This window comes from Bradyrhizobium sp. AUGA SZCCT0182, assembly GCF_018130185.1.
In the GTDB taxonomy this organism is placed as follows: Bacteria; Pseudomonadota; Alphaproteobacteria; order Rhizobiales; family Xanthobacteraceae; genus Bradyrhizobium.
In genome coordinates this window covers 19,299-39,793 of sequence record NZ_JAFCLY010000019.1, presented here as the reverse complement: position 1 = coordinate 39,793, position 20,495 = coordinate 19,299, and the positions used below count along the sequence as shown (strand labels likewise).

Annotated in this window: 17 protein-coding genes; 2 read left to right on the top strand and 15 right to left on the bottom strand. The window is 63.0% G+C overall.

Annotated elements, in window-relative coordinates:
• Nucleotides 1–80: 80 nt before the first annotated feature.
• The 3 genes from JQ611_RS20550 to JQ611_RS20540 form a co-directional block, all read right to left on the bottom strand.
• Nucleotides 81–677, bottom strand: coding sequence for a glutathione S-transferase family protein (locus tag JQ611_RS20550; protein ID WP_212264045.1), 597 nt, complete (start codon nucleotides 675–677; stop codon nucleotides 81–83).
• A gap of 311 nt (nucleotides 678–988) precedes the next feature.
• Nucleotides 989–1,813, bottom strand: a complete 825-nt coding sequence (locus JQ611_RS20545; RefSeq protein ID WP_212466423.1) for a hypothetical protein — start codon at nucleotides 1,811–1,813, stop codon at nucleotides 989–991.
• 170 nt (nucleotides 1,814–1,983) lie between these two features.
• Complete coding sequence (locus JQ611_RS20540) at nucleotides 1,984–2,919, bottom strand: LysR substrate-binding domain-containing protein (protein ID WP_212466422.1); 936 nt, start codon at nucleotides 2,917–2,919, stop codon at nucleotides 1,984–1,986.
• Nucleotides 2,920–3,022: 103 nt separating this feature from the next.
• Here JQ611_RS20540 and katG point away from each other — a divergent pair, with 103 nt between their 5' ends.
• Nucleotides 3,023–5,161 carry a catalase/peroxidase HPI gene (katG, locus tag JQ611_RS20535; RefSeq protein ID WP_212466421.1) on the top strand — a complete coding sequence of 713 codons (2,139 nt, stop codon included), beginning with the start codon at nucleotides 3,023–3,025 and terminating at the stop codon, nucleotides 5,159–5,161.
• A gap of 85 nt (nucleotides 5,162–5,246) precedes the next feature.
• Here the strand turns inward: katG and JQ611_RS20530 are convergent, their stop codons facing one another.
• The 9 genes from JQ611_RS20530 to rimP form a co-directional block, all read right to left on the bottom strand.
• Nucleotides 5,247–5,993, bottom strand: a complete 747-nt coding sequence (locus JQ611_RS20530; RefSeq protein WP_212386320.1) for a superoxide dismutase — start codon at nucleotides 5,991–5,993, stop codon at nucleotides 5,247–5,249.
• Between the two features lie 199 nt (nucleotides 5,994–6,192).
• Nucleotides 6,193–8,352, bottom strand: coding sequence for a polyribonucleotide nucleotidyltransferase (gene pnp / locus JQ611_RS20525; protein WP_212466420.1), 2,160 nt, complete (start codon nucleotides 8,350–8,352; stop codon nucleotides 6,193–6,195).
• 315 nt (nucleotides 8,353–8,667) lie between these two features.
• Nucleotides 8,668–8,937, bottom strand: coding sequence for a 30S ribosomal protein S15 (rpsO, locus tag JQ611_RS20520; protein ID WP_212264039.1), 270 nt, complete (start codon nucleotides 8,935–8,937; stop codon nucleotides 8,668–8,670).
• A 2-nt stretch (nucleotides 8,938–8,939) separates the two neighbouring features.
• On the bottom strand, nucleotides 8,940–10,082 hold the full coding sequence (truB, locus tag JQ611_RS20515) for a tRNA pseudouridine(55) synthase TruB (RefSeq protein WP_212386437.1): 1,143 nt from the start codon (nucleotides 10,080–10,082) through the stop codon (nucleotides 8,940–8,942).
• Complete coding sequence (gene rbfA, locus JQ611_RS20510; RefSeq protein WP_212386321.1) at nucleotides 10,082–10,495, bottom strand: 30S ribosome-binding factor RbfA; 414 nt, start codon at nucleotides 10,493–10,495, stop codon at nucleotides 10,082–10,084. The genes truB and rbfA overlap by 1 nt, the downstream gene beginning before the upstream one ends.
• 184 nt (nucleotides 10,496–10,679) lie before the next feature.
• Nucleotides 10,680–13,331, bottom strand: coding sequence for a translation initiation factor IF-2 (gene infB, locus JQ611_RS20505; RefSeq protein ID WP_212466419.1), 2,652 nt, complete (start codon nucleotides 13,329–13,331; stop codon nucleotides 10,680–10,682).
• 63 nt (nucleotides 13,332–13,394) lie between these two features.
• Nucleotides 13,395–14,087 (bottom strand): RNA-binding protein, encoded by a 693-nt coding sequence (locus JQ611_RS20500; RefSeq protein ID WP_212466418.1) that lies wholly within the window; start codon nucleotides 14,085–14,087, stop codon nucleotides 13,395–13,397.
• 15 nt (nucleotides 14,088–14,102) lie between these two features.
• On the bottom strand, nucleotides 14,103–15,716 hold the full coding sequence (gene nusA, locus JQ611_RS20495; RefSeq protein ID WP_212466417.1) for a transcription termination factor NusA: 1,614 nt from the start codon (nucleotides 15,714–15,716) through the stop codon (nucleotides 14,103–14,105).
• 3 nt (nucleotides 15,717–15,719) lie between these two features.
• Nucleotides 15,720–16,496, bottom strand: coding sequence for a ribosome maturation factor RimP (gene rimP, locus JQ611_RS20490; protein ID WP_212264034.1), 777 nt, complete (start codon nucleotides 16,494–16,496; stop codon nucleotides 15,720–15,722).
• 336 nt (nucleotides 16,497–16,832) lie between these two features.
• On the opposite strand from rimP, the gene JQ611_RS20485 reads away from it, so the two are divergent.
• Nucleotides 16,833–17,915, top strand: coding sequence for a DUF2336 domain-containing protein (locus JQ611_RS20485; protein ID WP_212466416.1), 1,083 nt, complete (start codon nucleotides 16,833–16,835; stop codon nucleotides 17,913–17,915).
• An 11-nt stretch (nucleotides 17,916–17,926) separates the two neighbouring features.
• Here JQ611_RS20485 and JQ611_RS20480 read toward each other — a convergent pair whose 3' ends face one another.
• From JQ611_RS20480 to JQ611_RS20470, 3 genes are all read right to left on the bottom strand, one after another.
• The gene (locus JQ611_RS20480; protein WP_212386325.1) at nucleotides 17,927–18,670 is read right to left on the bottom strand and encodes a tRNA (guanine(46)-N(7))-methyltransferase TrmB; all 744 of its coding nucleotides are present in this window, start codon (nucleotides 18,668–18,670) and stop codon (nucleotides 17,927–17,929) included.
• Complete coding sequence (locus tag JQ611_RS20475; RefSeq protein WP_212264031.1) at nucleotides 18,667–19,800, bottom strand: M20 family metallopeptidase; 1,134 nt, start codon at nucleotides 19,798–19,800, stop codon at nucleotides 18,667–18,669. Before JQ611_RS20475 ends, JQ611_RS20480 begins: the two co-directional genes overlap by 4 nt.
• A gap of 228 nt (nucleotides 19,801–20,028) precedes the next feature.
• Complete coding sequence (locus tag JQ611_RS20470; protein WP_212386327.1) at nucleotides 20,029–20,445, bottom strand: helix-turn-helix domain-containing protein; 417 nt, start codon at nucleotides 20,443–20,445, stop codon at nucleotides 20,029–20,031.
• Between the last annotated feature and the right edge of the window lie 50 nt (nucleotides 20,446–20,495).

Sequence of the window (20,495 nt, the reverse complement as noted above, 5' to 3'; positions counted from 1 at the left end):
CCGCGGCTTCTCGATTCAATTACTGATATCTCGGGAATACTGGGTCACCCGCTTTCGCCGGTGATGACAGTCGTGAACGCCTATCCCGCCGCGATCTTCTCTGCGCGCTGGAACGCCGGCCGCGCCGCGCATCGGTCAATATAGGCGTCGAACGACGGCCGCGACGGCACCATCTTGAACAGCCGCACGGCGAAATTCAGCCCGGAGCCAATGATGATGTCGGCTGCGGAAAAATTCTCGCCGAGAATCCACGGACCTTTCTCCAGCGCGTTGTCGAGCACGTCGATCACGCGTTGCGAATCGCCCCAGCCGGCCGCGACCGGATTCATTTCGATCTTGGTCGCGAGCTGCACAATCGCAGGCTCGATACAACCGGGGCTGAAGAACAGCCAGTAGAGATACTTTGCGCGCAGCGGATCTCCGAGCGGCGGCGCCAGCTTCGCTTCCGGATAGCGCTCGGCGACATAGGCCGCGATCGCGGCGGCTTCGGCAAGCGTGGCCTCGCCATCCCGGAGCGCCGGCACCTTGCCCATCGGATTGATCGCCAGATATTCGAGCTTGCGCTGTGCGCCGGTCGAGATGTCCGTCAGCACGCGTTCATAGGGTTGTCCGGTCTCTTCGAACAGCCACAGCGAGGAAAACGAACGCGAGCGGGGCGACCAATAAAGCTGCATCATGGCGGAACCTTTCATCGGCGGGGGCAGACAATGCCATCTTCATTGCGCGTCTGACGCGAATTGGCAACGCACTACGCCTAGGACGAACGGTTCAACGTCGAGCGATATGTTGGTCAACTTTATTTCGTGCGGTCGACTGGCCGGCGATTTCGGGCGAATCGCGGAGAGCCACGCTCAATTGTCTTTGAGGTAGTTGGGCAGCAGGAGGCATGGCTAGCAAAAAAATTAAGCGCGGCTGTGAGGCCTTCGCTCATCACGCCCGCGATTTCGCGGCGAGGGTTTCGGCTTGCGCTTTTCGCGCATCCTTTGCGTTATTGTCCAAGCGCGGCCGACAGCGCCTTGTCGAGATGCGTAGCAAGCAATGCCCGGGTACCGTCGCGCAATGTCGCGCTCGTCGCCGCCGCTGCTGCGGGCTCTGGAAACGCAGAGTTTTCGAGTTTGGTAAGCGGATCCTCGACTCCAAACCCCCTGGCAAGTGCCAAGCCAAGATTGAGGTTAAAAGGCTTTTTGCTTACCGCGTAGGTCTGTCCGTCAAACACCGTGACCTGGATGCTGGAGTACAAGCGGGTATGGCCGACGAGGCTGCCGATGCCGCGGTGATAAACGCCGATGCCGCGCAGGGTTTGGTTGGTTCCGTCCAACTTGCTGTCAAGTTTTGTAACCGCCACATAGCGCGCGCAACCAGCGTTCGCGGTGATCTGCCGCACAATGGTGGTCAGATCGCTCTCGGGATTGCGAAACAGCGCCGGGGCAGGACGGTCGTAAGGCGCGAACGCCTGCTTCGAGTAGGCTATTCGCCGGACACCGGCGCCGGAACCCGTCACGGCGCGAACGCGCGCGACCACGAGATCGTCGAGACCCCAGCTCTCGATCGGTACATCCGCATAATCGTTGTTGAATACGGTGAGGCCGATTTTCTGAACCGCGAACTGGTCGCCGACCGCTGGAATAACGCCGATCTGACAAGGACCGCTTTCCGTCGGCGCGGCTTGCCTCGCGCTGGTCTTGGTCTTTGCCGCCGCCTTCTTGGCGGGCTTCGGCGCGGATGGCGCGGCTATAGGCGCGGGCTGGGCTTGCGCCCATGCGGGTGTGACGGAGCACGACAGGATAAGTGCAACGGCCAGGACGCGGATCATGAAAACTCGGGAACGGGATTGGTGCGCAGGGATGCGTCTAACTAGAGCGCACCGCGGGCATCCGCAAGTTGTTTTGCGCCTCTTCGTCTATCGTGCGGAGCTCTCCCCTCTTCCATCGATAATACTTCATCACATATCCCGTCATCGGCGGGACCTTGTCGCGTTGCTGATCACCCCCGCGATTTTCGCAACGAGGGTTTCACCTTGCGCTGTTCGCGCAAGGCATCGGCGGCAAGGCAGACCACTTCCGAGATTTGCTGCAGCTGTGCGGCCAGCGGGCTGGTCTTGCGCCAGACCATGCCGATGGTCCGCGACGGTTGCGGGTTGCTGAACCGCGCGACCGAGACCTGTGCCGAACGGGTTTCCACCGTGACCGCCATTTCCGGAATCAGGGTGACGCCGATGCCGGCGCCGACCATCTGAACGAGCGTGGACAGCGAGCTTGCGTCCAGCACCTCGCGCGGCGGCGACTGCATGTTGCAGAACGACAGCGCCTGGTCGCGGAAACAATGCCCCTCTTCGAGCAGCAGCAACCGCATCTCGCGCAGCGTCTCGTGGCTTGGCACCGGTGTGCCCTCGTCCGCGCCCGGCCGCACCAGCAGGAAGGTCTCGGAAAAGCACGCGACCTCGGTCAGCGATGGCTCCGATACCGGCAATGCCACGATCGCCGTATCGAGCCGGCCTTCGGTCACTTCCTTGATCAGCTTCGGCGTCAGCGTCTCGCGCACGTGGATGTCGAGTTCCGGATGCATGCGCGCGAGGTTCTCGATCACTTTCGGCAGCAGATAGGGCGCGATCGTCGGGATCATGCCGATGCGCAGCCGGCCGGCAAGCCGGTCCTGTGCCGCGCGCGCGAAATCGCCGAGTTCATCGACCGAGCGCAGGATGTCGCGGACGCGCTGCACGATCTCTTCGCCGAATTCCGTCAGCGTGATCTGTCGCGCGCTTCGTTCCAGCAGCGCGCCGCCGAGCGCTTGCTCCATTTCCTTGATTTGCATCGACAGGGCCGGCTGCGAGATCGAGCAGGCTTCCGCCGCGCGCCCGAAATGGCCGTGACGGGCCAGCGCATCAAAATAGCGAAGCTGTCTGAGCGTCATCTGTATCATCAGAATATCTTATCGGTTCGATCATTAAAATCAACTTCCCCTGATGGAAAGCGGCTCTTAGAGTGCTTCCAATCTGACTGGAAGCGGCCCTTAGGAGGCAATCATGGACGACAAAACAAAATGCCCGTTCTCGGGCGGAAAAGGCGGACACTCGAACCGCGATTGGTGGCCGGACGCGCTGGACGTTTCGCTGCTCCACCGCAATTCCACTCTGTCCGATCCGATGGGCGAGGCGTTCGATTACGCCAAGGAGTTCAAGACCCTCGACCTCAATGCCGTGGTCAAGGACCTGACCGCGTTGATGACGGAATCGCAGGAGTGGTGGCCGGCCGATTTCGGTCACTATGGCGGTCTCATGATCCGCATGGCGTGGCACAGCGCCGGCACCTACCGCATCACGGACGGCCGCGGCGGCGCCGGGGCTGGTCAGCAGCGCTTCGCGCCGCTGAACAGCTGGCCTGACAACGCCAATCTCGACAAGGCGCGCCGGCTGCTATGGCCGATCAAGCAGAAATACGGCCGCAAGATCTCGTGGGCCGACCTGATGATTCTCGCTGGCAACGTCGCGCTGGAATCGATGGGCTTCAAGACGTTCGGCTTCGCCGGCGGCCGCACCGACGTCTGGGAGCCCGAGGAGCTATTCTGGGGCCCCGAAGGCACCTGGCTGGGCGACGAACGCTACAGTGGCGAACGCGAACTCTCCGAGCCGCTCGGCGCCGTGCAGATGGGTCTCATCTACGTCAATCCGGAAGGCCCGAACGGCAACCCGGATCCGCTCGCAGCGGCGAAAGACATCCGCGAAACGTTCTTCCGCATGGCGATGAATGACGAAGAGACCGTTGCGCTGATTGCCGGCGGCCACACCTTCGGCAAGGCCCATGGTGCCGGCGATCCGTCGCTGGTGGGGTCAGACCCGGAAAGCGGCGCTCTCGAGGATCAGGGCCTCGGCTGGAAGAGCAAGCACGGTACCGGCATCGGCGCCGATACCATTACCGGCGGTCCGGAAGTCACCTGGACGCAGCAGCCGACGCAGTGGAGCAATCTGTTCTTCAAGAACCTGTTCGAGAACGAATGGGAGCTGACCAAGAGCCCGGCCGGTGCCAAGCAGTGGAAGGCGAAGGGCGCGGAAGCGACGATCCCGGACGCCTTCGACAAGTCGAAGAAGCATGTGCCGATGATGCTGACGACCGACCTGTCGCTGCGCTTCGATCCGGCTTACGAGAAGATTTCGCGGCGCTTCTACGAAAACCCGGACCAGTTCGCGGACGCGTTTGCGCGTGCCTGGTTCAAGCTCACGCACCGTGACATGGGTCCGGTCGCGCGTTATCTCGGCCCGCTGGTGCCGAAGGAAACGCTGATCTGGCAGGACCCGATTCCGGCGGCGGATCATCCGCTGATCGGCGACGCGGATATCGCCGCGCTGAAGACCAAGATTCTCAGCTCGGGTCTGTCGGTGTCGCAGCTCGTTTCGACCGCATGGGCGTCGGCGTCGACGTTCCGCGGCTCCGACAAGCGCGGCGGCGCCAATGGCGCGCGTATTCGTCTCAGCCCCCAGAAGGAGTGGGAGGTCAACCAGCCCGCCGAGCTGAACACGGTGCTGCAGAAGCTGGAGGCGATCCAGAAGGAGTTCGGCAAGAAGGTTTCGCTTGCCGACCTGATCGTTCTCGGCGGCTCCGCGGCGGTCGAAAAAGCCGCAAAGGACGCCGGCGTCGACGTCAAGGTGCCGTTCACGCCGGGGCGCATGGATGCGTCGCAGGATCAAACCGACGTCGCTTCCTTTGCTCCGCTCGAACCGCGTGCCGATGGCTTCCGCAATTATGTCAACGGCAAGAAGCATCAGTTCCTGGGGCCGGTGGAAGCGCTGATTGACCGCGCGCAATTGCTGCGGTTGACGGGACCCGAACTGACGGCGCTGGTCGGCGGCCTGCGCGTCCTCGGCGCGAATGCCGGCGGATCAAAGCACGGCGTCTTCACCAGCAAGGTGGGGACATTGACGAACGATTTCTTCGTCAATCTGCTGAGCATGAGCACGGAGTGGCAGCCGTCGGGCGATGCCTACGAGGGCCGAGATCGGAAGACAAAGGCGGTCAAGTGGACCGCCACCGGCGTCGACCTGATCTTCGGTTCGCATGCGCAGCTTCGCGCCTTCGCTGAGGTCTATGCCTGCGCGGACTCCAAGGAGAAGTTCGCCAAGGACTTCGCCGCCGCCTGGACCAAGGTGATGAACCTCGATCGGTTCTGATCAGCTGAGCGCTGGACGAACGCTACACTGACAAAAAAGGGCGGCTCAAGAGCCGCCCTTTCGCTTTTCAAGATGGAGCGCGCGATCAAACGCCGAGCGTACCGGCCTTCGCCGCCGCAAAACGCTCGGCGACCTTGGTCCAGTTCACCGTGTTCCACCACGCCTTGAGATAATCGGCGCGGCGGTTCTGGTAGTTGAGATAATAGGCGTGCTCCCAGACGTCGTTGCCAAGCAGCGCGCGCTTGCCGTCCATGATCGGATTGTCCTGGTTCGGACGAGTCTCGATCGCGAGCTTGCCGTCCTTGGCAACGGTCACGAACACCCAGCCGGAGCCGAACTGACGTCCGCCCGCGGCATTAAAGTCGTTCTGGAACTTCTCCAGGCCGCCGAGGTCCTTGTCGATCGCGGCCAGCACCTCGCCTTCCGGCTTGCCGCCGCCCGGGGCCATGATTTCCCAGAACATGGTGTGGTTGGCATGGCCGCCGAGATTGTTGCGCACACCGAATTTGATGTCGTCGTTCAGGGCGTTCAAATTGCCGAGGATGTCCGTCACCTTGCTGGTGCCGAGCTGCGCATTGGTCTTGGCGAGGGTGTTCAGATTGTTGACGTAGGCAGCATGATGCCGACCATGGTGGATTTCCATGGTCTTGGCATCGATATGCGGCTCAAGCGCGTTGAAGGCGTAAGGGAGCGGCGGCAGCGTGAACGGGCCTGCCGCGGCCGGGGCAGGCGCCGGTGCGGCGGCCTGGGCAAAGACGACACGCGGTGCCGCCGCGACGGCTACGAGGCCGGCGGCGGCGCTGAAAAAATGACGGCGCGAAAGTGCGGACATAAGTCTCTCCCTGCGTGACGAGCCTGCTGCTCGGTTCGGACGATCGTAACGGGTCCAGCTTCCAGCTGCGAAGTCAGCCCCATTCCGGTTTCATTTTAAATGGGTTAGGCGCTGCGGCGTAAGAGCGCACGATCACATCTGCGGCAAATAAAAAGGGCGGCTTTGCAGCCGCCCCTTCTGATTTTCGATGTCGAGGCGCTTACTCGCCGGCCGCTTCGCGGGGCGCCGAGGCCTCCGCCGCCTTCTGCTTGGCTTCGAGGTCCTCGCCGGTCGCCTGATCGACCACCTTCATCGACAGCCGCGTCTTGCCGCGATCGTCGAAGCCGAGCAGCTTGACCTTGACCTTGTCGCCTTCCTTGACGACGTCGGAGGTCTTCTGCACCCGGGCCCCGGCGAGCTGGCTGATGTGGACGAGGCCGTCCTTGGCGCCGAAGAAGTTCACGAACGCGCCGAACTCCATCACCTTGACCACGGTGCCTTCGTAGATCTGGCCGATCTCCGGATCGGAGGCGATCGATTTGATCCACTTGATCGCGGCCTTCATCGCCTCGCCGTCGTTGGAGGCGACCTTCACGGTGCCGTCGTCCTCGATGTTGACCTTGGCGCCGGTCTTCTCGACGATCTCGCGGATCACCTTGCCGCCGGTGCCGATCACTTCACGGATCTTGTCGGTCGGGATCTTGAAGGTCTCGATGCGCGGCGCGTACTCGCCGAGCTCGGCGCGGGCGTTGGTCAGCGCCTTCGACATTTCGCCGAGGATGTGGATACGCCCATCCTTGGCCTGGCCGAGTGCCACCTTCATGATCTCTTCGGTGATGCCCTCGATCTTGATGTCCATCTGCAGCGAGGTGATGCCCTGGTCGGTGCCGGCCACCTTGAAGTCCATGTCGCCGAGATGATCCTCGTCACCGAGAATGTCGGACAGGACCGCAAAGCGCGAACCTTCCAGGATCAGGCCCATCGCGATGCCCGCGGTCGGCCGCTTCAGGGGAACGCCCGCATCCATCAGCGCCAGCGAAGCGCCGCAGACCGACGCCATCGACGATGATCCGTTGGATTCGGTGATCTCGGACACCACGCGCACCGTGTAGGGAAATTCGTGGTGCGGCGGCAGGACCGGATGGATCGCGCGCCAGGCGAGCTTGCCGTGGCCGATTTCGCGGCGCTTGGTGCCGCCGAGGCGTCCGGTTTCACCGACCGAGTAGGGAGGGAAGTTGTAGTGCAGCAGGAACTGCTCCTTGTAGGTCCCTGACAGCGAGTCGATGTACTGCTCGTCCTCGCCGGTGCCGAGCGTGGTCACGACCATCGCCTGGGTTTCACCGCGGGTGAACAGCGCCGAACCGTGGGCGCGGGGCAGCACGCCGACTTCGGCGATGATGCTGCGCACGGTCTTGGAATCGCGGCCGTCGATGCGCTTGCCGGTGTCGAGGATGTTCCAGCGGACGATCTTGGATTCGAGTTCCTTGAACACGCCGGCGATGCGCAGCTTGTCGTATTGCGGCTCCTGCCCTTCCGGGAAGTAGTGAGCCATCACCTTTTCCTTGGCCTTGCCGACCGCCGCGTAGCGGTCCTGCTTGATCGGGATAGCGTAGGCCGAGCGCAGCTCCTGCTCGATCAGGCCGAGCATTTCCTTCTCGAGCGCGTTCTCGTCGACGACCTTGACTTCGCGCGGCTCTTTCGCGGCCTTCTCGGCCAGCTCGATGATCGCCTTGATCACCGGCTGGAAGTGCCGGTGTCCGAACATCACAGCACCGAGCATGATGTCTTCGTTGAGTTCCTTGGCTTCCGATTCCACCATCAGCACGGCGTCGGCGGTGCCGGCGACGACCAGATCAAGCTGGGTCTCGAGCATTTCGTCGAGCGTCGGGTTGAGCACATATTCGTCGTTGGCGAAGCCGACGCGGGCCGCCCCGATCGGGCCCTTGAACGGCGCGCCCGAGATCGTCAGCGCCGCGGAGGCCGCGACCAGCGCCAGAATGTCGGGATCGTTCTCCATGTCATGCGACAGCACGGTGACGATGACCTGGGTTTCATTGCGCCAGCCGTCGACGAACAGCGGACGGATCGGACGGTCGATCAGGCGGGAGACCAGCGTCTCCTTTTCGGTCGGCCGGCCCTCGCGCTTGAAATAACCGCCGGGAATGCGGCCCGCGGCATAGGTCTTTTCCTGGTAGTCGACGGTCAGCGGCAGGAAGTCGACGCCTTCGCGCGGGTTCTTGGCGGCGACGACCGTGGCGAGCACGATGGTCTCGCCATAGGTCGCGAGCACGGCGCCGTCGGCCTGACGGGCGATCTTTCCGGTTTCAAGCTTGAGGGGACGTCCACCCCAGTCGATCTCGACTGAATGAGCATTAAACATTTCGATTTCTTTCATGGTTTAGCGAAAGCAGGGACGCCTGAAACACAAAGACCATGCGCAAGATTGCGAGACACTGATCGCAACACGAGATCAGCGTCCGGCGATCCTGCCATGGTCTTTATATTTCGGATGGCGTCCATCCTCTCGGTAGTCCGGGCACCTTGCCCTGCCCAGCGGCCGGATTGCTGCTGGACGTCTATCGAGCATGAGTTTCTTCATGCCCTTGCGCATGATCGTCTCCGAAAATCCGGAGTCCGGGTTTCTTCCGGAAGACCATACGAAAACGCGCGCAACAGGCGCGCGCGTACTCTGGGATCAACGACGAATGTTGTGCTTTTCGAGCAGCGCCTTGTAGCGCGCCTCGTCCTTCCGCTTGATGTAATCGAGCAGGGAACGGCGCGTGGCGACCATCTTCAAAAGACCCCGGCGCGAATGATTGTCCTTCACGTGGGATTTGAAGTGCCCGGTGAGGTTGTTGATGCGTTCCGAAAGGATCGCAACCTGAACCTCGGGCGAGCCGGTGTCGCCGGTCTTGTTGGCATTCGTCTTGATGACTTCCGCTTTGCGTTCGGCGGTAATCGACATCGTCAAACTTTCTCGTTGTTACGACCGGAACTGGCAGTCAGTCCGGTCAGGTTGAACACACGCTTGGGGATGAGTTCGCCATTGCCAATTTCGGCGAGGGCCAGAAGCCGGCCTGCCACCGTGACATAGACTGTGCCGCTACAATTGGGCGCATCCCGTCCGCGCAACAAAACGGCCTGGCCCCGGTGGAGCCTTGCCGCATCAGCCCGTGTGACGGCCAGTGCCGGGATGTCGTCCAGCGCGGTCTCAACGGGCAAAAGCGCGTCGGCGAGGCTGCCCTCGCCCGACGCGGCTCTATTACACAAAGCCTCCAACTGTTCCAGCGGAATCATGTCCGTTTCGCGGAATGGACCGACCAGGGTCCGCCGCAAGGCGCTGATATGGCCGAAACAGCCCAGAATCCGGCCGATATCGCGGGCCAGCGCCCGGACATAGGTTCCCTTGCCGCACTCGGCCTCGAACACGGATTGGCCGCTATCTGTATGTTCTACAAGGGTTAATTCGTGAATCTCGACCGGTCGCGGCTTCAATTCGACGGTTTCGCCGTCTCTGGCCAGATCATAGGCCCGTTCGCCCTGGACCTTGATCGCGGAATATTGCGGCGGGATCTGCTCGATCAGGCCGGTGAATTGCGGCAGCAGCGCCCGGATCGCCTCGGCGGAGGGCCTGAGATCGCTGGTCCTGGTCGCCCGGCCCTCGGTGTCGTCGGTATCGCGTTCCTCGCCCCAACTCACGGTGAAGCGGTAGCGCTTGCGGCCGTCCATCACGAACGGGACCGTCTTGGTGGCTTCGCCCAGCGCGATCGGCAAACCGCCGGAGGCAAGCGGGTCGAGGGTACCGGCATGGCCGGCGCGCTTGGCCTGGAACAGGCGCTTGAGCACCGCGACCGCGTGCGTCGAGGTCATGCCGATCGGCTTGTCGAGAATCACCCAGCCATGGACGTCGCGCTTGTCGCGGCGCGGCTGATTATTCTGCCGTTGCTGTTTGCCTTGATGCTTGTTCTGGCGCGGATCGTTATTGCCGCGCCGCGTATCGTCGCCGCGCCGGGAATCTTCGTTGCGCGTTTCGGTGAAAATATTTTTTTCGGCGTCATGCGATTCGGCATTTTGCGAATCGATGACGCTGTTTGCAGTGTTCACAACCATCACTTGTCGTCCGAATCGGGTGCGAGGTCTCTTTGCACCGCAGGTGTTCTCAGTAATTTCTCGATCCGTTCCGCTTCATCGAATCGTTCGTCGACGCGGAAGCGAAGATCAGGCGCAAACTTTAGGTTAACGCGGTGCGCGATCTCGCCGCGCAGGAATTTCTTGTGGCGCGCGAGCGCTGCGATCACGACATCGGTGTCGCGTCCGCCGAGCGGCATCACATAGACGGTTGCAAGCTTCAGGTCCGGTGACATGCGCACCTCCGGAACCGTGATGATGTGACCCTCGAGATCGGGGTCATGCACGCTACCTTGCGACAGAATATCGGCGACCGCATGGCGCACGGTTTCGCCGACGCGCAATTGGCGTTGTGAGCCGCCGGGGGCGGAACTCTTGCTGTGGTGGCGGGGCATGGCCGTCTCTCAAAAACAAATCCGTCATGGCCGGGCTAATCCCGGCCATCTACGTCTTTCTTGCTGCTGAATTCTCTGGGACGTGGATGCCCGGAACACTAATGCGAAGACGCGCTTCGCGCTTTTGTCCGGGCATGACGTCGAACTATTACAATGTCTTCCGACGAAGCCGTAAGGTTCAGACTTACAGGCTCCGCTGGATCGTCTCCACGCGATAACACTCGATAACGTCGCCGGCGCGCATGTCGCCGTAATTCTCGAACGCCATGCCGCATTCCTGGCCGGACTGCACTTCCTTCACTTCGTCCTTGAAGCGCTTCAGTGTCGAGAGCTTGCCTTCATGCACAACCACGTTGTCGCGAATGAGGCGTACATTGGCGCCGCGTTCCACGGTGCCGTCGGTGACGCGGCAGCCGGCGACCTTGCCGACCTTGGAAATGTTGAACACTTCCAGGATCTGCGCATTGCCCAGCATGGTTTCGCGCAGCGTCGGCGCGAGCAGGCCGGACATCGCCTTTTTGATGTCGTCGACCAGATCGTAGATGATGTTGTAATAGCGGATCTCGATGCCGTTGCGCTTGGCGGCGGCCGCCGCTTCCTTGTTGGCACGAACCGAGAAGCCGATGATGGCGGCGTTGAAACCTTCCGCCAGCGTCACGTCCGATTCGGAGATGCCGCCGACGCCCGCATGCAGGATGCGCGCGGCAACTTCGTCGGTGCCGAGCTTTTCCAGCGATCCCAAGATGGCTTCGAGCGAACCTTGCACGTCGGCCTTGATGATCAGCGGGAATTCCTTGCGGCCCGACGTCTTGAGCTGCGACATCATCTGTTCGAGCGAACCGCGCATGCCGGAAATCGAGGCAGCCGCGTTTTCGCGCTTCTGGTGGGCGCGATAGCTCGTGACCTGGCGGGCGCGGGCTTCGTTCTCGACCACCGCTAGGCGGTCGCCGGCTTCCGGCGGACCGTTGAAGCCGAGCACCTCGACCGGCACCGAAGGTCCGGCCTCGTCGATGTTCACGCCCTGATCGTTGATAAGGGCGCGGACGCGGCCCATTTCGGCGCCGGCCACGATGATGTCGCCGATGCGCAGGGTTCCGCGCTGCACCAGCACGGTCGCAACCGGACCCCGGCCGCGATCGAGCCTGGCTTCGATCACGGTACCTTCGGCGGGACGTTCCGCGTTGGTCTTGAGGTCGAGCAGTTCGGCCTGCAGCGCGATCATTTCCAGCAGCTTGTCGAGATTGGTCTTGTTCTTGGCTGATACCTCGACGTCGACGACGTCGCCGCCGAACGACTCGACCTGAACCTCGTGCTGCAACAGCTCGGTGCGCACGCGCTCCGGCTTGGCGTCGGGCTTGTCGATCTTGTTGATCGCGATGATCATTGGAACCTTCGCCGCCTTGGCGTGGTTGATCGCCTCGATGGTCTGCGGCATGACGCCGTCATCGGCCGCCACCACCAGGATCACGATATCGGTGACCTTGGCGCCGCGCGCACGCATCGCGGTGAACGCGGCGTGGCCGGGCGTATCGATGAAGGTGATCTTCTTGCCGCTTTCCGGTGAAGTCACCTGATAGGCGCCGATATGCTGGGTGATGCCGCCGGCTTCGCCCGAAACCACGTTGGCATGGCGGAGCGCGTCGAGCAGCGAGGTCTTGCCGTGATCGACATGGCCCATCACGGTCACGACCGGCGACCGCGGTTCGGTGTCGGTGGAATCGTCGACGATGTCGAACAGACCCTCTTCGACGTCGGACGCGGCCACGCGCTTGACGGTATGGCCCAGTTCCTCGGCGATCAGCTGCGCGGTGTCGGCGTCGATCACGTCGGTGATCTTGTGCATCGCGCCCTGCTTCATCAGCAGGCGGATGACGTCGACCGCGCGTTCCGACATGCGGTTGGCGAGTTCCTGGATGTTGATCGCTTCCGGGATCACCACTTCGCGGATGATCTTTTCCTTCGGCTCGTTCGAGGCGTGTCCCTTCAGGCGCTGGGTGCGGCGGCGGAACGAGGCGATCGAACGCTCGCGCACATTGTCGGCGTCCAGGGCGGTGACCAGCGTCAGGCGGCCGCGTTCCTTTTGCGGTCCGGGCTTGTGGGTCGTCTTCGGCGGCACGGCGGGGCGCATGGCGCCGCCGGGGCCACGGCGGATCTGGCGTGGACCTTCATCCTCATCGGAGGCGTCGGCGGCAACGCCCGGCGCGCGCGCGGGCGGCACTGCCGAGGCCGTCGGCCGGGCCGCGGGGCGCGCGGTGGTGGTAGTGGTGGTGCCGGGTGCGGCGGTTGTTGCGGCCTTGGCTTCGGCCTCGCCAAAACGCTTCTTGGCTTCGAGTTCGGCCTTGCGCTTGGCTTCTTCTTCCAGGCGGTGACGTTCTTCCTCGGCCTTGCGGCGCGCTTCGGCGGCTTCGCGTTCGGCCTGCTCGATGCCTTCCTTGCTGCTGCGGCGCTTGGCTTCTTCTTCCGCCAGCCGACGTTCCTCGATGTCACGGACCTTGGCATCGGCCAGCGCGCTGGCGCGCGCGGAACGTTCGTCCTCGGTCAGCGTGCGCAACACCACGCCGGAGCCGGCGCGGGGCGCGGCTGGCGCTGAGGGGCGGCTTGGCGCTTTGGCGACGACCGGCGCCGGCTTGGCGACCACAGGTTCGGGCGCATGGGTTTCGCCGGCGGGCGCGTCGCCACCGAGGCGGCGCTTGCCGCGCTTCTCGACCACGACCTGCTTGGTCCGGCCATGGCTGAAGCTCTGGCGTACGGTGCCCGTCTCGACGCGCGGCTTGAGCGTCAAGGTCTTGGTCGGGACACTCAAAGTCTTGTCGCCAGGCGTTTTGGTATCAACCATTCAGCAGTCCTAATCTTGTTGCGTAGTGCGCATTCGCACAGTCGTTAAAGCACATCTTGTTAGTCAGAATTTCTGGCCGCTTCCTTCGGTCTTGTCGTCATCGGCCATCCGGTATCGGACCAGGATCTGGCAGCGCGACAGGAACGTCTTGCTCGCCGGGCCCGCGAGCAGGGCAGCATGTATCACATTTGACCGCCCCAGTGCCAAATCCAATTCTCCCGACGTCAGAACATTGACGATCGGAAATCTGGTCGAAAATTCCTCCGATTCATCCGCATTTCCGCGCTTTTGCCGCACGATCGCGTCCAATTTGCGGATTCCGTCGGCCGCGCCGTCGGAAGCGTGGATCAGGGCCTGGGCCTCCCCGTCCCGGAGCGCGCCCTCGACCTTGCTGAAACCGGAGACGACCTGGCCGGCCTTGGCGACCATCGCCAGCGCCTCGGTCGCGCTGCGAACCAGCAAAGCCTCGGTGTCGGCGGGGAGGGTCGCGGCGGCCCGGATGTCGCGCTTGAAGCCCCTGCTAAATTGGTTACGCCGCACCGCTTCCGCAACGGTCCGGCGCGATGCCGAGACCCACAGGCCGCGGCCGGGGAGCTTGCGCTTCAGATCCGGAACGACCTCGCCCTGGGGCGAGACCACGAATCGGATCAGTTCGTCGATCGGGCGCACCTCACGGGTGACCGCGCACATCCGCATCGTCGCGGACCTGTCGGTCCGCGGTCCGTTGTCGAGATCGGGGTCAGCCATGGCGAGCATGCGCGGGGCATCTCCTTACGCCGTCTGGTCTTCGGTGGCTTCCGCCGCCTCGGACTGCTTGGCAAGGTCGGCCTCGGTGATCCAGCCGGCGATGACGCGGGCCTGCATGATCATGCGCTCGGCATCGTCGCGCGAGATTTCGTTGGCGTCGAGAATGCCGGGGAACTTGGTCGGCTCGGCGCCTTCCTTGCGCTCGGTCCAGCCAACCAGATCGTCGGTGGCGCAACCGGCCAGATCCTCGACCGACTTGATGTCATTCTCGCCGAACTTGACCAGCATCTTCGAGGTCACGCCGGGTACTGCCTTCAAAGCGTCATCCACACCGAGTTCCTTGCGTTTGTTTTCCAGCTCGGTCTCGAGCTGTTCCAGGTATTCTTTTGCACGGCTCTGCAGTTCGTTGGCGGTCTCCTCGTCGAAGCCCTCGATGCCGGCGAGTTCCTTGACGTCGACCAGCGCGAGTTCCTCGACCGAGGTGAAGCCTTCCGACGCCAGCAACTGGCCGACCACTTCGTCGACATTCAGTGCTTCCATGAACACCCGCGTCGAGTTCTCGAAATCGGCCTGGCGGCGCTCGGATTCTTCCTGCTCGGTGAGGATGTCGATGTCCCAGCCGGTGAGCTGCGAAGCGAGCCGCACATTCTGTCCGCGGCGACCGATCGCCAGCGACAGCTGGTTGTTGGTGTCGGGCACCACGACCTCGATACGCTCGCGGTCTTCGTCGATCACGACCTTGGCGACTTCGGCGGGCGCCAGCGCGTTGACGACGAAGGTCGCGATATCGGGCGACCACGGAATGATGTCGATCTTCTCGCCCTGCAGTTCGTTCACCACCGCCTGCACGCGCGAACCGCGCATACCGACGCAGGCGCCGACCGGATCGACCGAGGAATCCCGCGAAATAACGCCGATTTTGGCGCGCGAACCGGGATCGCGGGCGACCGCCTTGATCTCGACGATACCGTCATAGATTTCCGGCACTTCCTGCGCGAACAGTTTTGCCATGAACTGCGGATGGGTGCGGGACAGGAAGATCTGCGGCCCGCGGGTTTCGCGGCGGACGTCGAAGATATAGGCGCGGACGCGGTCGCCGTTGCGGAATACTTCGCGCGGCAGCATCTCGTCACGGCGCACGATGGCTTCACCGCGGCCGAGATCGACGATCACGCTGCCATATTCGACGCGCTTGACGATACCGTTGACGATGTCGCCGATGCGATCCTTGAATTCCTGATACTGCCGGTCGCGCTCGGCCTCGCGCACCTTCTGCACGATCACCTGCTTGGCGGATTGCGCGGCGATGCGGCCATATTCTAGCGGCGGCAAGGTGTCGGCGATGGTGTCGCCGACCTGGGCGCCCGGATTGGCGCGCTGCGCATCGGCCAGCGAAATCTGGTTCGACGAATTCTCCACCACGTCGACGACCAGCATGTGGCGCGACAGCCGGAGCTCGCCCTTCTTGGCGTCGATCTCCGCGTGAACGTCGGTCTCGCTGCCGTAGCGGGCGCGGGCCGCTTTCGCGATGGCGTCTTCCATCGCCGCGATCACGATGCCGCGGTCGATCGACTTTTCGCGGGCAACCGCATCTGCGATCTGCAGCAGTTCGAGTTTATTGGCGCTGACAGCTGCCATGGCTCAGTCTCCTTCGGTGGGATCGAATTCGCCGCCGGGCAAACCTTGCGCGGCGAGGCGATGTTTCTTGGTATTCTTCGGTAACGGCTTCTTCAGCGGCTTGTTCAGTGTCTTGGGCTTCGGCTTGTTGCTCTTGGCCGGATCGCTTTTTTTGGCGTGCGGCGGCGGTGGTGGCTCAAGCCCGAGATTCTGCCGCAGCTCGCGCTCGGCGGCCTTGCCGCGCCGCATCGATTCCGCGATCAGCTCGTCGGTGAGAACCAGACGGGCGTCGGCGATGTCTTCCATGACCAGCAGCACGTCGGCATCTTCGTCCGCGCGGATGTCATCGCGATGAAGCCGCACCGCGTCGCCCTCGACGCTCTGCAGCGTACCACGAAAGCGCTTGCGGCCCTGATAGGCGAGCGCCATCTCGATCTTCACGAGATGACCGACATAGCGTTCGAAGTCCGAACGGCGCACCAGCGGACGATCGATGCCGGGCGATGAGATCTCCAGCCGGTAGGCGCGCTCGATCGGATCGGCGACGTCGAGCACCGGCGACAATGCCCGCGAAATCGCCTCGCAATCCTCGATCTGCATGGTGCCGTCGGGCCGTTCGGCCATGATCTGGACCGTGCAGCCGGCCTCGCCGGAAATCTTGATCCGCACCAGCCGGTAGCCCATGCCCTGCAATACCGGCCCTGCCACGGCGGAAACCCGCGCGGCGACGCCCGGCTCGACCACGAGCCGTGGCTCGGCGAGCAGGTCAAGATCCTCTGAAACAGCAGTTGGCTCGGTCATGTCCAGGGTCAAAAGCGTCTTTACTTACATGAGGTTAGGCCGGGTCTAACCCGGATCCGGCCGGTTCCCTGAACCGTGCCGTGAGGCCCTTCTGGGCTGGGCTCGTTCAGGTAATAAAAAAGAGCGGGTCCCGAAGGGCCCACTCTCAATACGCGATCGTATGAGAACCATAAGTTGCGGCGGATATAGCGGTTTTCCCGCAATCCGGCAAGGCCTTGCACGCCTCGTTAAGGGAGATTTTGAGTCCTGTCCGAGCGGGCCAAAGCCTAACCCTTCATTCACGAACGGTACCTAGATTGCCGAAAACCAGCCAATTCGGCCGGTTTGGATAGGTTTATGACGCCAGCGACAACGCTGATCCCAGGACTGGACGACATCGTCAGGGGCGGCGATCCCAAGCGCCGCGCCGATGCGGCGCGCCGGATCAGTGAATTATTCCTGCAGGGGGCTGCCAATTTCGGCGCCGATCACGTCGATCTGTTCGACGGCGTATTGAGCAGCCTGGTCCCCCATGCCGACATTGCCGCGCGAGCCGAGCTCGCCGAGCGGCTGTCGCTGCTTGTCAACGCGCCGCGTGGGCTGGTCGGGCAGCTCGCCCATGAGGACGAAATTGCCATCGCCGGTCCGCTGCTGCGGCGTTCGCCGGTGATCGACGAACAGATCCTGATCGAAATCGCTGGCGTGAAGGGGCAGGGCCATCTGCTGGCGATGTCGGATCGGCCGACGCTCTCTCCCGACCTCACCGATGTCATCGTGCGCCGCGGCGACCGCGATGTCGTCAGGCGCACGGCGGGCAATGCCGGTGCAGCGTTCTCGTCGGACGGCTATTCGACCTTGATCAAGCGCGCCGGCCAGGACGGCGTGCTGACGCTCAAGATCGGCCAGCGCGACGATCTTTCTACCGAACAACTGAAAGACCTTCTGGCCGGAACGATCGATGTGGTCCGCCGCCGCCTGTTCACAGTCGTCAAGCCGGCGCGGCAGGTGGCGATCAAGCGGGCGATCAACGAAATCTCCGGCGCCGTCGAACGAACAGACAGCGGCCGCAACTTCGAGGCGGCGCAGCGCACCGTCCTCGCGCTGCACCGCGACGGTCAGCTGGTTGAAAGCGCGCTGCTCAATTTCGCCAAGGCAAACAAATACGAGGAATCCGTCGCCGCGCTGGCGGCGATGACCGGCGTGAAGATCGCGACCCTCGACCGGCTGATTGCCGGCGACCGCTACGATCCGATCCTGATCGCCGGCAAGGCGATCGGCCTCGAATGGGCCATCGTGCGCGCACTGATCCTGCTGCGGCTGGGCCCGAACCGGACGGCGTCGCCGGCCGATATCGAAAGCGCGCGCGTGAATTTCGCGCGCCTGATGCCCACGACTGCCGAGCGCGTCGTCGGCTTCTGGAAGACCCGCCCGACGGTTTGAGTTCTCAGGCCTTAGCCCACCCGCCGAAACCGCAGATACGCCGCGACACGTCCCTCGCGCTCGGCCTTCCGCCCATAGCGCGTCATCGTGTAACCGGCCCACGGCTCGCGCCAGTCGATGGCGCGTTCCGCCATCCAGGAAAAATCCGGCGAACGCAGCAGATGCGCCAGCGTCCACGCGCAATAATCGTCGATGTCGCTGACGAAACGAAATTCAGCCCCGGGCTTGAGGATGCGGGCCATCGCGGCCACGGTGGCATCCTGCACGAAGCGCCGCTTCCAGTGCCGGCGCTTCGGCCAGGGATCGGGATGGATCAGATCGATCCGCGCCAGAGATCGCGGCGGCGCCCATGCCAGCAATTCGGCGGCGTCGCCGGCGTAGAGCCTGATATTGCCGATGTTGTGGGCTTCAATCTGCGTCAGGATTTTCGCCATGCCGTTGACATAGGGCTCGCAGCCGATGAATCCGATATCGGGAAAGGCCTGCGCTTCGGCGATCAGATGTTCGCCGCCGCCAAATCCGATTTCCAGCCTGACAGCATCAGGCTTCGACTCGAAGATGTCGGTGAGATCCTCAGGCGCGGGCATGCTGATATCGAGCGCCAGATGCGGCAGCAGATTGTCGATCAGGTCGGCCTGATGGATGCGCAGCTTGTGGCCCTTGCGGCGGCCGAAGAACGAGCCGTGCGCATGCGCGGCGGCGCCGTCATCCGGCGGCGCGTCGTGATCGCCGATGTCGCGGGGTGAGACCGTCATCGCAGCGTCTGGTACAGCCGGTGCAGCAACCGCGCCCTCGGCTCGATCGAGGAGATGTACATCTGCTCGTAATGGGTATGCGCGCCCTTGCCGTCGACCCCGAGGCCGTCGAGCGTCGCCGTGTGGGGCGCGGTGAAATTGCCGTCGCTGCCGCCGCCGGTGAAGGTGTCGACGAGATCGAAACCGATTTCGGCCGCCAGCGTTTTGGCGTGCTCATAAAGCGCCGCACCGGCGTTGCTCTTTTCGTAAGGCGGGCGATTCAGTTCGCCGGTGACGGTGATGCTGACGCCCTCGGTGCGTGATTTCAGGCCGAGGATCTTCGGCACCAACTCGTCGGATTCGGCAATACCGGGCACGCGCATGTCGACCTCGGCATAGGCCTCCTCCGCGATCACGTTCGGCTTGGTGCCGCCCCTGACGACGCCGACATTGACGGACACGCCACGCTTGAGGTCGTTCATCGCCTCCAGCGTCTGAATGACGTTGCCGAGTTCGCGGATGGCGCTGCGGCCGTCCTCGGGCCGCGTGCCGGCATGCGACGGCACGCCCTTGATGAAGACTTCGAAGCGCGCGACGCCCTTGCGTCCGGTGACGATTTTGCCGCCGTCGCGGGCGGGCTCGGTCACCAGCACATACTTGGCCTTGCGCCCCTCGACCTCGATCAGTGCGCGCGACGTCGGGCTGCCGATTTCTTCATCGGAGACGAACATCTGGGTGATGCCGAGCGGCGGTCGCGCGCTGTCGGCACAAATCTGGCGAAAGGCATGGTAGGCGAGATAGGCGCCGCCCTTCATGTCATAAATGCCGGGACCGAAGGCGCTGTCGCCCTCGATCTTGAACGGCAGCCGCTCGATGAATCCCAGCGGATGCACGGTATCGAGATGGCTCAGCACCAGGATGCCCGGCGCGTCCTGCCCCCATGACGAACGCGCGACCAGATGATCGCCGCATCCGTCCTTTCCTGCGATCCGCTCAACGGTCACGGGCAGGTCGCGGTAGCCATCAGTAACAAGGTCGGCGAGCTTGTTGACCTGTGCGGGCACCTCGGTCGGCGTCTCGATTTCGACCCAGCGGCGGATGCCGTCGAGGATTGAACTGGGATCAAACGGATTGGCGGTGGTTCCGGTCATCAGCGCTTTGCCTTCATGGAATTCGGCTAGAGCTTCGGTTCTGATTGAATCAGAACCGAAACTCTAGATTCTTGCTTTGACGCGTTTTCTACCGCAGATAAGTCTACGCAATCTGCGTAAACTTGATTGCTTTGCGAACCGGTTCCCACTTCGCTCAAAAACGCTCCAATGTCATGCGCTCGCGCCGGCGGGCGCGTCAATCGGAACATCCGGTTATGGCAGCTGATATCAGCGCTGGTCGGGACCTTCGCGCGCGGCGATCTGTTCGACCAGTTCGACGATACTGCGGCGCATTTTGGCGTCGGTAATGCGCGTGAACGCTCGCGTCAGCGCCAGGCCTTCGGAGGTGGCGAGAAAGTCGGAAACGTAGGCGGGCGAACTGGATTCGCTGAAGCCGTCGGCATTGACAGCACCGCTCGGCCCGCCGTCGAACAAAAACGATACCGGCACCTGCAAGATTTCCGAGATCCGCTGCAGGCGGCTGGCGCCGACCCGGTTGGTGCCCTTTTCGTATTTCTGAACCTGCTGGAAGGTGAGGCCCAATGCCTCGCCGAGTTTTTCCTGGCTCATGCCCAGCATGATGCGTCGCATGCGAACGCGGCTGCCGACATATTTGTCAACAGGGTCTGGCGCTTTGGTGGACATCTCCAACACTCCTGGGATTACGCGCCGGGGAATGAGGCATAAGCGGACTA